The sequence below is a fragment of the Pseudomonas sp. PS01303 genome (assembly GCF_029959385.1).
Classification (GTDB): domain Bacteria; phylum Pseudomonadota; class Gammaproteobacteria; order Pseudomonadales; family Pseudomonadaceae; genus Aquipseudomonas; species Aquipseudomonas rustica.
On sequence record NZ_JASCPK010000062.1, the window covers coordinates 1 to 13,360 of the forward strand.

A 13,360-nucleotide genomic window follows, 5' to 3' on the forward strand; every position below is an offset into this window, starting at 1 on the left:
CCCCTGTAGGAGCTGCCGAAGGCTGCGATCTTTTGATCTTGTTTCTTACAATCAACAGCAAAAGATCGCAGCCTTCGGCAGCTCCTACAGGTCTGGATTTGTGGTCAGGAGCGGTTGATCAGCCAGTCGAGTAAGAGGCTGCTGTCGCGTGCTGGCGGTGCTTCAACCGGCGCGGATTCGCGCTGCGCTCCCAAACACAAAATCGGTCGATCCGGATCACTGTCGAGAAAACTCACCCACACCTCACTGCCCGCACGGGGCAACTCGTGCGCGGCAATGCGGCCATTGGCGTTGGTCAACGCAATCGGCAGCCAAATCCCCTCAGAATCAGGCGATGTTGGCCTCGGCCACAAACTCACCTTGATGCGCCCCTTGTCATCCAGTTTCGATGGTTGCCCCTTCGTGCCCAGCACTCGCGCCAAGTGAATCCCCGGAATGCTCGGCCGTGATTGTTTCAGCGCCGGGCGAAAATCCGTCGACCATGGCAACGCCGTGAAATCACAGTGATAGCGATACTCACTCGGCGCCGGATCAAGGATGCAAGGTTGCTGACCCTGATGGCGCACTGAGGTGATCAACCATTGCTCATTGAAGGTGTTGACCGGGTGTTCGGTCACTTGCAGCAGGTCGGCGCTGTGCAATCCGGGGCTGTCGCAGCGACCGTGAATCGAGCGGTACTGGCAGCGCTGGCGCTCCAGATGGCGGCGGCTGCGTTGTTCGGCATGACGTTGTTCAAGGGACAACATCTGCGGTGCGAGGACAGGCACGGTTTGATTGGCCGAGTCCTCGCCCGACGCCTGTTGGCCACGATTGCGCACCCTGTGCAGCGCTCGAATTGGCGCGGCGTCATGTTGCTGAAACAGCGCGCTGACCCGTGGCGACGGCGTGTCATCGTCGAGACTGAAGGGCAGCAGCGTAGGTTCTTGCGGCAGGCTCAGGCTGTCATCGGCAAACACCACCATATGCCCGTCAGGCCGATGCTCGAAGTGATAATGGATGCCTTCCTCTTCACACAGACGTTGCAGCAGCGCCAGGTCGCTTTCCTCGTACTGAATGCAAAAGTCCCGCACGGGGTAGTGGCCGACGGTCATTTCGATGCGAAAGCTGTTCTTTGGCAGCCCATGCTCGGTGAGCAATTGTGCAAGGATCGCCGGCGCACTCAACTGCACAAACACCCGGCGTTTAAGCGATTGCGCCAGACGTTGCAGATAAGGCACCAGCACCAATCGATAACCGATCCGGTGCGTGCCGCGATGTTCGCAACGGACACTGTGGATCAGGCCATGCACACCGTGCTGCTCGCTCAGGCGTAAATACACCGGTTGCTCCAGCAAGCTGTCGGGCAGGACGGCGGGCGCCAGGCCAATGACATCGACCTCGAAGCGAAAGGGCTGATTGAGCGCTTCATCACCGCTGAAACGCACCACCGGCAGACACAATCCGCCATCGATCAGGGTCAGGGTGAAGGGACTTTCCATGTCATTGAGCATTCGTACAGGTTCTGTCGGTCAATACGGACGGCAGAGGGTACGAAACCGCAGCGCGGAATAGTCACCGCAAGGCAGCTTTTCAGAATCGCCCTACACGTTGTGGTGAAGATGTCGATTCGCCAATCAATATTTTTGGTCGATTGCCGACTTTAGGCCGTATAAACTTGGCGCCACGCGTCGGCCAATAGATGTCTCGGCGCCACAGATCAAGAGAGTGAGTAATGGGCGCACAGTGGAAGGTTAAACACAAAGAAGCGGCAGCCAACGCCAGGGGCAAAATCTTCGGCAAACTGGTGAAAGAAATCACCATTGCTGCGCGCAACGGTGCCGATACCGCCACCAACGCACACTTGCGTCTGGTGGTTGAACAGGCCAAGAAAGCCTCGATGCCGAAAGAAACCCTCGATCGCGCGATCAAGAAAGGCGCCGGTCTGCTCGGTGAAGCGGTGCAATACCATCGCGTGACCTACGAAGGTTTCGCCCCGCACCAGGTGCCGCTGATCGTCGAGTGCGTGACCGACAACGTCAACCGCACCGTCGCCGAAATCCGCGTCGCGTTCCGCAAGGGCCAACTGGGCGCTTCCGGTTCGGTCGCGTGGGATTTCAATCACGTTGGCATGATCGAAGCGTCGCCGGACACCCCGGACGCCGATCCGGAAATGGCCGCGATCGAAGCCGGTGCTCAGGATTTCGAGCCGGGCGAAGACGGCGCAACACTGTTCCTGACCGACCCGACTGACCTTGATGCCGTGCAGAAAGCCCTGCCGGAGCAAGGCTTCACCGTGTTGTCGGCCAAGCTTGGTTACCAGCCGAAAAACCCGGTGACCGGGTTGAGCGATGAGCAGATGGCTGAAGTTGAGGCGTTCCTTGAAGGCCTCGACAACCATGATGACGTGCAAGACATGTTTGTGGGTCTGGCTGGCTAAAGATCAAAAGATCGCAGCCTGCGGCAGCTCCTACAGGGATCGCGTTCTCTGTAGGAGCTGCCGCAGGCTGCGATCTTTTTAGCTGTCAGAGGTTTTCCAATACCTCAATCACTTCACTAAACCCCGGCCGCGCCAGCACATCCGCCTGACAGCAACGCCGCTCCAGCTCCTCCAGCTGCAAACACCGCTCTTCACTCAACCCCGAGTCGATACGCGCCAGCAATTCCCCCAACAAAACCCCGAACGCCCGCACTTCAATGCGTTGCAACGCCCGTGTCTGCGCGTTATCCGTCGTGGCATGGAACGACGCCCCGCCAAAATCCCCCAATAAACAATCGCCTCGGTCGTTCAACATAATGTTGTGCCCGTAGAGGTCGCCGTGGGTGATGCCTTGCTCATGCAGATGCTCCGCCGCCGAGGCAACGCCCTTGGCAATGCGCAGCGCAACGTCAGCCGTGAAGCGCAGGTCATCGGCGTAAACATCCCGCGAGCACGACGCCAGACTTGGCAACCCGGCGAGGTTGCGAAAGCTCGGATCGATCAATTGCATGACCAAGCCTTGCTGACCGTCGGGGTGGCCGTCGATTCTCCCTTCAACGCGGATCAGATTCGGGTGCAGGCCAGCAGTGATGCACGCGTTCATCTCATGCAGCGGCGAGCCATCGCTGGTCATCTCACCTTTGTACAACTTCACCGCGACTGGCTCTTCGCTGTGATCGGCACGCCGCCAAACCGCCCGATAAATCACCCCGGAGGCGCCTTCGCCCAGCTTCTGCTCCAGACGCAACGCTGACCAGTCGATCAGTGGCGTGGCTTCGAGGGCGGCAGCATCGGCTTCGGTTTCCAGCGGATTACCGGCGTAGGCCAGCCACGTCAGGCTCGGCAAGTTCAGCAGCCATTGCGGCAATTCGCTGAATTGGTTGACGGAGATGCGCAACAGCTCCAGCCGGTGGCATTGGCTCAGCGACGGCGGCAGCGCTTGCAGACGATTGCCAGACAGCATGAGTTTCTGCAGATAAGGGCGTTCGCCCAGTTCAGTCGGCAAGGTTTCGATGCAGTTGTCGGTCAGGATCAACCAGCGCAACAGCGGCGGCAGCGCGGCGCCGGGAACGTTGACGATGCGGTTGGCCTTGAAACCGATCATCGTCAACGCCGCGCATTGGCCGAGGCAGGCGGGCAGTTCGGTGAACGGGTTGTCGGAGCAGAACAGCACGCGCAGGCGGGTCAGACGGTGCAGATCATCCGGCAGACTGCTCAGGTTATTGCCGCTGAGATTGAGGATTTCGAGGGTGTCAGCCAGCTCGAAAATCTCGCGCGGAAACTCGGTCAGCCCGCACGACAGATCCAGCCGCGTGATGCCCGACAACTCGCCGGCGCGCAATTGAGCAAGGGTGTGCATGTAGGTGTTCACTTTAGAAAGAGGACAAGCGCAAGGCGCCGAAATGACCGCCATGATAACGGCAAACACTTTATTTGAGGCTGGCTCAGATCTTGTGAACGACAGAAATCCCCTGTGGGAGCTAGCCTGCTGGCGATTGCGGAGTGTCAGCCAGCATTGAAATATCTGACCCACCGCGATCGCCAGCAGGCTAGCTCCCACAATGAATTCAGGGTGTCAGTTAGAGGGAGGGATAACCTGAAGCTGCCCCAACCGGCTACGCGTACGCCCCAGATCAATCGCATCGCCGCCCAGGCTTTCGCACAGCGACAACCGGCCAATCAACGTCAGGTGTTTATCCTGGTCGTAAAGCACGTCGATCAAGTTAATGAAGCGCTGTTGCGCCGCAATCGAGCAGTCGCCCAGCAGTGGCAAATCATCAATCACCCAGTGGTCGAAACGCCGACACAACTCCAGATAATCCATCACCGCCGTCGGCTGCTCGCACAGGTCATCGAAGGTAAAAGCCACGCTTCTGTCGTCACACCGTCGCGCCCGAAAATGCCGGGTACCGACGGCCAGCGACAATGGCGGGGCATCTTGTGCCGGCAGGTTCAGGGCCATGCGCTGAGCGGCCGTACCCGGCCAGACATAATGCCCATGGGTAAATACTTGATGTTCATGATTACGCGCCAGACTGCGGTAATCATGCGGGCCGCCGACTTCCATGACCTGCATGCGCGTATTGATCAACTCGATCACCGGTTTGAAACGCGCGTGATAGAGCGGGTTGGGCAGCAAGCCTTCGGGCGGATAGTTAGAGGTCACCAACAGCAGAATTCCACGCTGGAACAGCGCTTTGAACAGCCGGGTGATGAGCATCGCGTCGCCAATGTCATGTACGTGAAACTCGTCGAAACACAACACCCGACAATCTTGCAGCAACTCATCGAGGGTGGTGGCGAGGGCGTCTTCCTGCTCGCGGTGGCTGAACATGCCTTGATGCAATTGCGCGAAGAACTGATGGAAGTGCAGCCGCCGCTTTTGCGTGATCGGCAGCGCCTGAAAGAAACCGTCGAGCAGCCAGCTCTTGCCACGCCCGACCGCGCCGTGCAGGTACAGGCTCGGCGGAGTTTGTGCGGTGGCGCCGAACAGCAGACTGGCCTGTTGCGCCATGCAATCGATGACGCGCTGCTGACTGTGGCTGAGGGTGTAACCCTGCTGGTGCGCCTTGTTGCGGAAATAATCGCGGATCGACTGTGCGCTCGCCTCGTGCCCGGCGCTGGCGCCAATGCCCTTGCCGAACAAGCGGCGCAGCACCGGCCAGCGTTGGCTCAGATGTGATCGTTTCGGCGGTCGGGCGGGCACTCTGCGGTCACTCCGTATCGGTCATGCCGCCTCCCCGGAGTGCGGCGCGACATTGTAACCAGGCGACGTCAACGGCTTCTACCTCGGGCGGTCGAGGCCGTTCGGTGACAGAACATTTTCTGCGTGTTGCCAACCTTTCGAAACATAACCGGGCCGATCCATGGATCCAATTGACTGGCGCAATCGCCGTGCGTTGCTAACCTGAAACACAGTCACGACAGCGCAAGCCAGTGCTGACAAGGAATGGCGCAGTGAAACAACGAGTGGTCATGGGCCTGCTGGGTGTGCTTGCTGCACCTGCATACGCGGCGGATCTACAGGTCGAAGTGCGAGTCGACGTGCAGCGCGGCTGCCAGTTGATCGGCCAGCAACGCGAGGCCGGGATTGAGCAGCTCGGCGTGCTCGACTTTGGTAGCACCGCGCGCCTTGACGACCCTGACGGGCCATTGAGTGCGGCGCTGACCAATCAACGCTTGCCACGGCTGGAATGCAACCCGGACACGCCTTATCAGATGCGCGTTGACGGCGGTTTGCACGGCGGTGTCGGTGAGGTGCGATACATGGCCGGGACGGAGGGCAGCAAGCCGATTCCTTACCGCTTGTATCAGGATGCGGCGCGGCGAGTGCCGCTGGTGGTGGACGTACCGGTCAGCGGGCGGGTGCCGGACACGGGCACGGTGGAGTTGCCGTTGTATGCGCGGATCGAGCGGCTGGCGCAAGTGCCGAAGGTCAGCCGCTATTCGGATTTAGTGAAAGTAACGGTCACCTGGTGATCGCAACGGACAGCAACAACGCAGTGCTCAATGATGAGCGCAGTCGCTGAAGGAGTAGGGACGGGCGCAATGGCAGGCAAATACTGGATGGTCATGGCAGCAGGTACGCTGGCGCTGCTCGCGGACGATGCGCAAGCAGCGGTCAGCGGGCAGATCCACGCGCGGCTGATCCTGATCGCCGGCTGCGAAGTCACCAACACCTCCAATCCCGCCAGTCCGGTCAGCGATCTCGGCACGCTGGATTTCGGTCAGCAGGGGCCGACCTGGAACGCGCCGATCAAAGCAGCCCTCGACGGCGACACCAGCGGCAAACTCAATGTCGCCTGCAACCCTTCGGTCACCGGTTTTACCGTCACCATCGACGGCGGCACCCATGGCGACGGCAACACCCGGCGCCTGAGCAACGGTCGCCAGACCCTCCCTTATCAGCTGTTTCTCGACCCCTCGGGCGCGCAGAGCTACAGCATCGGCCAACAACACAATTTCGCTGTCACCAGCGCTGCGCAAATACCCATTCCGGTATTTGGCTCGGTGGTGGCGAATACCCGCGCGGTTCCGGCAGGGGTCTACACCGACACCCTGACGGTGACGCTCGACTGGTAACCCCGTAGAGGACGGACACCATGCGTACGTTTGCATCAAGGATAGGTTTGCCGCTGCTCGGTCTGGCGCTGGTTTCCAGCGCCAACGCCGCCACCACGGTCACTGGCCAGATCACCTCCAGCCTGATCCTGATCAGCAGCTGTCAGGTCAACGGCGCCGGTGGCTCCACCGGTCTGAACTTCGGTGCCTTGAACTTCGGCACCGCCAACAGCCTGTTCACCACGGCCACCGGGCAAGTGCTGGGCGGTGGCGGCGGGGCGCTGTCGATTCTGTGCTCCAGCGGCACCACGCCGACGGTGAAAGTGCGCGCCGGTGCCCATGACGGCATGTCGCCGGGTGGCACCCGTGCGTTGTACGACGGCGTGGCGAATTACGTGCCCTACGACTTTTACACCGATGCCGGGCATTCGCAGCTGTTGGCGATCGACGGGACGATCAATCTCGCCGCGAGTACCGGTGTCGCGCAGACCGTGAATATCTACGGTCAGGCCGTGGGCAAGGCCGGTTTGCCGGCCGGCACCTACACCGACACCGTTGCTGTTGAACTGACGTTCTGATGCCATGTTCCGCCATGGCGGCATCGCGTTACTCCTGCTCTGTGCGGGCAGTGCACCGCTGCCGCTGACGGCGGCGACCAGCCAGAGCTTTCAGGTCAGCGCCACGGTCACGGCGGGGTGCCTGGTGGTGGGCGGGGTATCGAATTATGGCGGGTTGAATTTCGGTTCACGGTCGGCGCTGGCCACCGGCACGGTGCAGGTCGCACTGACTGGCGGCGTGCAGTTGCAATGCACGCCGGGGGTGACGTTGAACATGAGCGTCGACGGCGGCCAGTACAACAGCAGTGGCCGGCACATGCAGGTCAACAGTGGCAGCGCGCGGGTGGCGTATACGCTGTTCCGCGATGCAGCGTACAGCCAGATTCTGGGCATCGGCCAGAGTGTGGCGGTGGCGTACAGCGATGCAAACAACATTCGCCTGCCGATTTACGGTCAGGTGCAATTGCCGGGCAATCAGCCTGGGGGGACGTACAGCGATGTGTTGCAGGTGCAACTGTCGTGGTGAGGCGAGGTTTGATGTGCCGACAAGGAGCAGGTTTATGGGGGCAGTTACGTTCATGCGGCGCGCGGTGTTGGCGCTGTTCACGCTCGGGGCAGGTTATTCGCACGCCGCCAGTTCGGTGTTGATCTGGCCGATCGATCCGGTGCTGGAGGCTGATCAACAGGCCAGCGCGTTGTGGCTGGAAAATCGCGGCACTGAAACCGCCAACCTGCAGATCCGCGTGTTCGGCTGGAGCCAGAACGGTTACGAGGAGCAATACCAGAACCAGCGCGATGTGATCGGCAGCCCGCCGGTGGCGAAGATCGAGCCGGGTCAGAAACAACTGGTGCGCCTGACCCGCACCAAGGACGTGCCGCCCGGGCAGGAACTGGCCTACCGAATCATCATCGACGAAATCCCGTCCGCACAACCGCCCAGTGCTGAAGGTGGCAAAACAGCGGCGGCGATTCGTTTTCAGATGCGCTATTCGGTACCGCTGTTCGCTTACGGCGCCGGTCTGTGGAGCAAAGAAGACAGCACCCGCCAGCGCGATCCCAAGGGGATTGGTTTGCCACAATTGACCTGGCGCACGGTGGCGGTGGACGGCCGGCCGTATGTCGAAGTGCGCAATCAAGGTGCGGTGCATGCGCGGTTGACGGATGTCGCGATCAAACAGGGTGGGCAGAACAAACCGTTGGCGGAAGGCTTGCTCGGCTACGTGCTACCGGGCGCGGTGATGCGCTGGCCGGCACCGGGCGCGCTGGCGGGGGATTCGGCGTTGCAGGTGCGGGTGAATGGCGGGGCGCAGGTGCAGAGCATTACCCCGGCGAAGTGAATGGGCTGATTCGGTGTCATGGCAAAGGGATTCACCAGTGCCACAGGGTTCACTGACCACAGTGAAAGTGGTTATGGCCACCCGCAGTATCAGGAGGATTCAGTCCATTGACGGACGTAAAGCGCGTATGAGCCGAGGATGGGCTCGCCGTATTCAGCGTCCGTTGTGGCATCTCACCGGCGCGTGCTGCCTGGTGTTCGTTCAACCGTCCGGGGCCGGCGAACTGCCGCCACCGCCCAGCGGCATGGAGGCCGTCAGCGATGCACAGTTGTTTCTCGAACTGGTGGTCAACCAGATGAATACCGGGCAAGTGGTGGCAGTGCAGCAGCGCGGCGGGCGCCTGTTTTTACCCGCCACGGCGCTGCGTGAAACCGGTATGAAACTGCCTGAAAACATCAGCACTGAAGTCGACCTCGACAGCCTGCCCGGTCTGCACAGCGAATACGACAGCGTCGGTCAACGCTTGCTGCTCAACGTGCCGCCGGAGTGGCTGCCAGAACAGTTCATCGGTAATCGCCAGGCCTATCCACGAACCCCGGCGCTGAGCAGTTTCGGCGCGTTGTTCAACTACGACCTCTATCTCAACGACACCGATGATGCCGGCACCTATTTAGCGGCGTGGAACGAAGTGCGCCTGTTCGACAGTTGGGGCACGTTGTCCAACACCGGGCAATACCGGCGAACGTTGTCCGGTGATTCAGTCAGCACGCTAGACAACGGTTACCTGCGTTACGACACCACCTGGCGTTATTCCGATGACGAGCGAATGCTCACTTACGAAGCCGGCGACGTGATCAGCGGCGCCTTGCCATGGAGCAGTTCGGTGCGTCTCGGTGGCGTGCAGTTCTCGCGTGATTTCGCTGTGCGCCCGGATCTGGTCACCTATCCGTTGCCGCAATTTGCTGGCGAAGCGGCGGTGCCGTCCTCGGTCGATCTGTTTATCAACGGCTACAAATCCAGCAGTGCCGAATTGCAACCCGGGCCTTACACGCTGACCAACATTCCGTTCATCAACGGCGCGGGCGAAGCCGTGGTGGTGACCACGGATGCGTTGGGTCGACAGGTGTCGACCACGGTGCCGTTCTATGTCACCAGCAGCTTGTTGCAAAAAGGCTTGAGCGATTTTTCCGTGGCCGCCGGCTCCCTGCGGCGTGATTACGCTTTGAAGGATTTCAACTACGGCCCGGGCGTAACCTCCGGCAGCCTGCGCTACGGCGTCAGCGACAGCTTTACCCTGGAAAGCCACGCTGAAGCCTCCGACTCGCTGACCCTCGGCGGCCTCGGCGGCAATCTGCGGCTGGGTAATTTCGGTGTGCTCAACAGTGCCATGAGCCAGAGCCGTTTCGACGGCGAGGGCGGTCAGCAATTAAGCCTCGGCTATCAGTACAGCAATCAGCGTTTCAGCTTTTCCTATCAGCGCCTGCAACGCCACGATCAATACGCCGATCTGACCGTGGTCGACACGCCCTACATCAGTCTCAGTCGGCGCAGTGAACAGGCGACCCTCAGCGTTAACCTCGACCGTTGGGGCAGCCTCGGCGCAGGCTATTTCGATGTGCGCGCAGCGGACGATTCACGCACGCAATTGCTCAACCTGAGCTGGAGCAAACCGCTGTGGCGCAACAGCAGTTTCTACCTGTCAGCCAACCGCGAGATCGGCGACAGCAACTGGGCGGTGCAGGCGCAAGTGGTGATTCCGTTCGATTTACGCGGCAGCCTGGCGATCAGCACCGAGCGCAGCAAAACCGGGCAGAGCCAGCAGCGGGTCAACTACAGCCGCGCGGTGCCGACCGAGGGCGGCGTAGGGTTCAATCTGGGTTACGCCAAGGGCGATGGCCCGGACTATCGACAGGCTGACGTGACTTGGCGTCTACAATCGGTGCAGTTGCAGGCCGGGGTTTACGGTTCGTCCGACGCCGAAACCCGTTGGGCCGATGCCAGTGGTTCGCTGGTGTGGATGGACAAGCAAGTGTTCGCCGCCAACCGCATCGACGATGCTTTTGTTGTGGTCAGCACTGAAGGTTTTTCCAACATTCCGGTGCGCTACGAGAATCAGCAGGTCGGCGAGACGGACAAGAACGGCCATTTGCTGGTGCCGTGGAGCAGCGCCTATTACCGCGGCAAATACGAGATCGATCCGCTCAACCTGCCGCCAAATGTGCGCAGCCCCAACGTCGAACAGCGCATTGCCGTGCGGCGTGGCAGTGGTTATCTGCTGGAGTTTCCGCTGACGCGGGTGATTGCCGCGAGCATCGTGCTGGTCGACGCACAGAAACGCGAACTGCCGTTGGGCGCGGGTGTGCTGCACGAGCAGAGTGGTGCGCGGACGGTGTTGGGCTGGGATGGCCTGGTCTATCTGGAAAATCTCGAAGCGCAGAATTCCCTGGAAGTGACGTTGGCCGATGGCAGCACCTGTCGAGTGCAATTCCCGGTCGATATGCAGCAGAACCAGGTGCCGCTGATCGGCCCGCTGGTGTGCCAATGACTGTTGCACGGATGTTTTTGTGGCTGGCGCTGATGCTGCCGGGGGCGGCGCAGGCGTTGTGCTCGGTGGTGGGGACGACCCCAGCGTCATTCGGTTCGATCAGTTCGATCGCCGTGCGCACCACCTCTCAACCCAGTTCGACATTGAATGGCGGGTTGAGCTGCACCGGATCGCTGCTGTCTTTGCTGACCAGCAACGACCATTTCTGGGGCACCGTGTCCTCGACCCAAAGCGGTCTGGTCGGGCCGACCGGCGACGTCATCAGTTACACGATTTACGCCAACAACAGCACCAGCTACCCGCTGACCCGTGGCACCGCTTATGACTTCGCCCGCAACGGAATCATTGATGCCTTGGGCCTGCTCAACGGCACGACGCCGAAAACCGTGCCGCTGTATTTGGGCACAACCATTGGCAGCAACGTCGCCGCTGGGGTCTACACCGAGACGCTGAGCATTTTCTGGAACTGGAATTACTGTTCGGGGATTGGCATTGGGGCGATCTGCATCGGCCGCGATATCAACAACGCTACGACTACTTTGACGGTGAACCTGACCGTGTCCAATGACTGCACGATCACCGCGCCGAACATCGCTTTCGGCAGCGCGCCAGTGATCAGTGCATTCACGCCGGTGACCGGGCTGACAATCAATCTGGCCTGCACCAAAGGCAGCGCTTACACCGTGGGCTTGAGCGACGGGCAGAATGCAGTAAGCGTGGGCGGGCGGCGGCGGATGATTTCCGGCAGCAATTATCTGGCCTACGACATTTTCAAAAGCGCCGGGACAACGCGCTGGGGCAGTGTCGGCACGGCACGTCGTTCGAGCACCGATGCCGAGGTCAACCCCGGCAACGGACTGGGCACAGGCAGCCAGATCTTCAACTACAACGCAAAAATCTACACCGACCAGACCACGCCGCCGGCGGGCACGTATCTGGATAACGTAGTGCTCGACGTCGGTTTCTGAATTTGACGCTGAACCCCTGTGGGAGCGAGCCTGCTCGCGAATGCGGTGTGTCAGTTCACAACAATGTGGCTGATTTACCGCATTCGCGAGCAGGCTCGCTCCCACATTGGGATCCTCAGTGGACTCAGAATGACAGTGATGGCTTGAGTTCGATCGGGCTCACCACCGCATAGTTGTACCCGCCACCCGACCAATACTCAGCCTGCAAATCCCCATCACTGCGGCTACCGCGCGGTAAAAAGGTGTTCTTCGGCCCCGGCGGGCGCACGTAGAAACTCACCTTGTGCCCGCTGCCATCCTCATACAGCACCATCGCCGCCGGGCCTTCGTCGGTGCTCAGCAGGCGCCCGCTGACCGGTTCAAACCCGGCCGCTTTCAGATCCGGCAAACGGCTGGCCTGATTGAAATATCGATCAAGCCAACGCTGCATGTCGCCGTCACTGTCGACCTTGTAATCCGCCGGCAACATGCCTTTTTGCGCAATCAATCGATAGGCCTGAAGGGCGTCGGTCATCGGCAACATCGAAGAACGCACAAGGGTCATTTCCCGTGCCTGCCAACCACTGAAACCACCGATGCTGACCGCGATCAGCAACATCGCCGCACTGGCCAGATGGCGCCGTGACTGACGCTGGCGGCGCTGACGAATCAGCGCCGGGTCAAGCTCCGGATTGGCCGGTTGCTGCAACGCGCCGCTGAGGGCCGCGCGCAGTTGCTGGGCGTCCTGTTGCCAGGCGCGCACTTGCGCGGCTTCATCCGGGTGAGCGGCCAGCCAGGTCTCCAGCACACGCCGGTCGGCGTCGCTGAGCTGGTGGTCGATGTAGGCGTGCAAATCACGCTCGCTGGGAGGCAGGCTGATCATTTGAGTATCCGCAAAGAAGGGCTGCTGATTTCGCCGTCGCTGAGTTGGCGCAAGGCCTGGCGGGCGCGGGACAGGCGCGACATCACGGTGCCGATCGGGGCGCCAAGAATCTCGGCGACCTCTTTATAAGTCAGGCCCTCGACCGAGACCATCAGCAGCAGGGCGCGCTGTTCGGTGGGCAGTCGGTCGAAGGCTTGCAGGGTCGATTGGGCGATTACCGTGCGTTCGACCGAGGGTTCGGCGTCGTCACGTCCGGTGAAAAATTCGAGCATCCGCGCATAGCGCCGGGAGCGGCGGTGGGCGTCGAGAAATTGTCGATAGAGGATCGCAAACAGCCAGGCTCGCAAATCGCCGTCGGCACGTTTATCGCCCCAACTCGACAGGGCGCGCTCCAGGCTCGCCTGCACCAGATCGTCTGCGCTGCTGCTGTTGCGCGTCAACGACACGGCAAAGCGGCGCAATCTGGGAATGATTTCTCTCAACTGTTCGTCGAATTCGCTCATGAAGTTCTGCTAGTCACTACGCTGTGGACTAGGGAGACGTCCGCCGTGGCAGGTTATTCCACGTTCGGAAAAATAAATACCGGGCCGTGGAATAAACCCCGACGGGGCGCGTCTTGCTGATTCTTCCTACT

Annotated in this window: 13 protein-coding genes; 8 read left to right on the top strand and 5 right to left on the bottom strand. The window is 60.7% G+C overall.

The features are described 5' to 3' along the window. Positions 1–104: 104 nt before the first annotated feature. Positions 105–1,490 carry a type VI secretion system tip protein TssI/VgrG gene (gene tssI, locus QMX93_RS17285; RefSeq protein ID WP_282357305.1) on the bottom strand — a complete coding sequence of 462 codons (1,386 nt, stop codon included), beginning with the start codon at positions 1,488–1,490 and terminating at the stop codon, positions 105–107. Positions 1,491–1,711: 221 nt separating this feature from the next. Between tssI and QMX93_RS17290 the strand changes: the two genes are divergently transcribed. Then, positions 1,712–2,416: a YebC/PmpR family DNA-binding transcriptional regulator gene (locus tag QMX93_RS17290; protein WP_159815323.1), complete on the top strand. Its 705-nt coding sequence runs from the start codon at positions 1,712–1,714 to the stop codon at positions 2,414–2,416. An 85-nt stretch (positions 2,417–2,501) separates the two neighbouring features. Here QMX93_RS17290 and QMX93_RS17295 read toward each other — a convergent pair whose 3' ends face one another. Together QMX93_RS17295 and zapE are read right to left on the bottom strand one after the other, a co-directional pair. Then, the gene (locus QMX93_RS17295; protein ID WP_282357309.1) at positions 2,502–3,815 is read right to left on the bottom strand and encodes a leucine-rich repeat-containing protein kinase family protein; all 1,314 of its coding nucleotides are present in this window, start codon (positions 3,813–3,815) and stop codon (positions 2,502–2,504) included. Between the two features lie 216 nt (positions 3,816–4,031). Next, on the bottom strand, positions 4,032–5,162 hold the full coding sequence (gene zapE / locus QMX93_RS17300) for a cell division protein ZapE (protein ID WP_282357311.1): 1,131 nt from the start codon (positions 5,160–5,162) through the stop codon (positions 4,032–4,034). A 251-nt stretch (positions 5,163–5,413) separates the two neighbouring features. On the opposite strand from zapE, the gene QMX93_RS17305 reads away from it, so the two are divergent. The 7 genes from QMX93_RS17305 (at position 5,414) to QMX93_RS17335 (ending at position 11,864) form a co-directional block, all read left to right on the top strand. After that, positions 5,414–5,935 (top strand): spore coat U domain-containing protein, encoded by a 522-nt coding sequence (locus tag QMX93_RS17305; RefSeq protein ID WP_282357313.1) that lies wholly within the window; start codon positions 5,414–5,416, stop codon positions 5,933–5,935. Positions 5,936–6,004: 69 nt separating this feature from the next. Then, a complete protein-coding gene (locus tag QMX93_RS17310) occupies positions 6,005–6,538 on the top strand; it encodes a spore coat U domain-containing protein (protein WP_053121737.1) in 534 nt (177 codons plus the stop codon). 20 nt (positions 6,539–6,558) lie between these two features. Continuing rightward, a complete protein-coding gene (locus tag QMX93_RS17315; protein ID WP_053121735.1) occupies positions 6,559–7,095 on the top strand; it encodes a spore coat protein U domain-containing protein in 537 nt (178 codons plus the stop codon). Between the two features lie 4 nt (positions 7,096–7,099). After that, entirely contained in the window at positions 7,100–7,600 is a 501-nt protein-coding gene (locus QMX93_RS17320; RefSeq protein WP_282357317.1) for a spore coat U domain-containing protein, read from the top strand. Between the two features lie 34 nt (positions 7,601–7,634). Further along, on the top strand, positions 7,635–8,411 hold the full coding sequence (locus tag QMX93_RS17325; RefSeq protein ID WP_282357319.1) for a molecular chaperone: 777 nt from the start codon (positions 7,635–7,637) through the stop codon (positions 8,409–8,411). Positions 8,412–8,538: 127 nt separating this feature from the next. After that, positions 8,539–10,896 (top strand): fimbria/pilus outer membrane usher protein, encoded by a 2,358-nt coding sequence (locus tag QMX93_RS17330; RefSeq protein ID WP_282357321.1) that lies wholly within the window; start codon positions 8,539–8,541, stop codon positions 10,894–10,896. Continuing rightward, a complete protein-coding gene (locus tag QMX93_RS17335) occupies positions 10,893–11,864 on the top strand; it encodes a spore coat U domain-containing protein (RefSeq protein ID WP_159815316.1) in 972 nt (323 codons plus the stop codon). The genes QMX93_RS17330 and QMX93_RS17335 overlap by 4 nt, the downstream gene beginning before the upstream one ends. A gap of 124 nt (positions 11,865–11,988) precedes the next feature. Here the strand turns inward: QMX93_RS17335 and QMX93_RS17340 are convergent, their stop codons facing one another. Further along, positions 11,989–12,726, bottom strand: a complete 738-nt coding sequence (locus tag QMX93_RS17340; protein WP_282357323.1) for an anti-sigma factor — start codon at positions 12,724–12,726, stop codon at positions 11,989–11,991. Continuing rightward, the gene (locus QMX93_RS17345; protein ID WP_053121724.1) at positions 12,723–13,229 is read right to left on the bottom strand and encodes a sigma-70 family RNA polymerase sigma factor; all 507 of its coding nucleotides are present in this window, start codon (positions 13,227–13,229) and stop codon (positions 12,723–12,725) included. The genes QMX93_RS17340 and QMX93_RS17345 overlap by 4 nt, the downstream gene beginning before the upstream one ends. Between the last annotated feature and the right edge of the window lie 131 nt (positions 13,230–13,360).

What these genes read in the sequence shown, in the direction of transcription:
- tssI (WP_282357305.1), bottom strand. Translation starts at nt 1,490, where the DNA reads ATGCTCAATGACATGGAAAGTCCCTTCACCCTGACCCTGATCGATGGC.
- QMX93_RS17290 (WP_159815323.1), top strand. Translation starts at nt 1,712, where the DNA reads ATGGGCGCACAGTGGAAGGTTAAACACAAAGAAGCGGCAGCCAACGCC.
- QMX93_RS17295 (WP_282357309.1), bottom strand. Translation starts at nt 3,815, where the DNA reads ATGCACACCCTTGCTCAATTGCGCGCCGGCGAGTTGTCGGGCATCACG.
- QMX93_RS17310 (WP_053121737.1), top strand. Translation starts at nt 6,005, where the DNA reads ATGGCAGGCAAATACTGGATGGTCATGGCAGCAGGTACGCTGGCGCTG.
- QMX93_RS17315 (WP_053121735.1), top strand. Translation starts at nt 6,559, where the DNA reads ATGCGTACGTTTGCATCAAGGATAGGTTTGCCGCTGCTCGGTCTGGCG.
- QMX93_RS17320 (WP_282357317.1), top strand. Translation starts at nt 7,100, where the DNA reads ATGTTCCGCCATGGCGGCATCGCGTTACTCCTGCTCTGTGCGGGCAGT.
- QMX93_RS17325 (WP_282357319.1), top strand. Translation starts at nt 7,635, where the DNA reads ATGGGGGCAGTTACGTTCATGCGGCGCGCGGTGTTGGCGCTGTTCACG.
- QMX93_RS17330 (WP_282357321.1), top strand. Translation starts at nt 8,539, where the DNA reads ATGAGCCGAGGATGGGCTCGCCGTATTCAGCGTCCGTTGTGGCATCTC.
- QMX93_RS17335 (WP_159815316.1), top strand. Translation starts at nt 10,893, where the DNA reads ATGACTGTTGCACGGATGTTTTTGTGGCTGGCGCTGATGCTGCCGGGG.
- QMX93_RS17340 (WP_282357323.1), bottom strand. Translation starts at nt 12,726, where the DNA reads ATGATCAGCCTGCCTCCCAGCGAGCGTGATTTGCACGCCTACATCGAC.
- QMX93_RS17345 (WP_053121724.1), bottom strand. Translation starts at nt 13,229, where the DNA reads ATGAGCGAATTCGACGAACAGTTGAGAGAAATCATTCCCAGATTGCGC.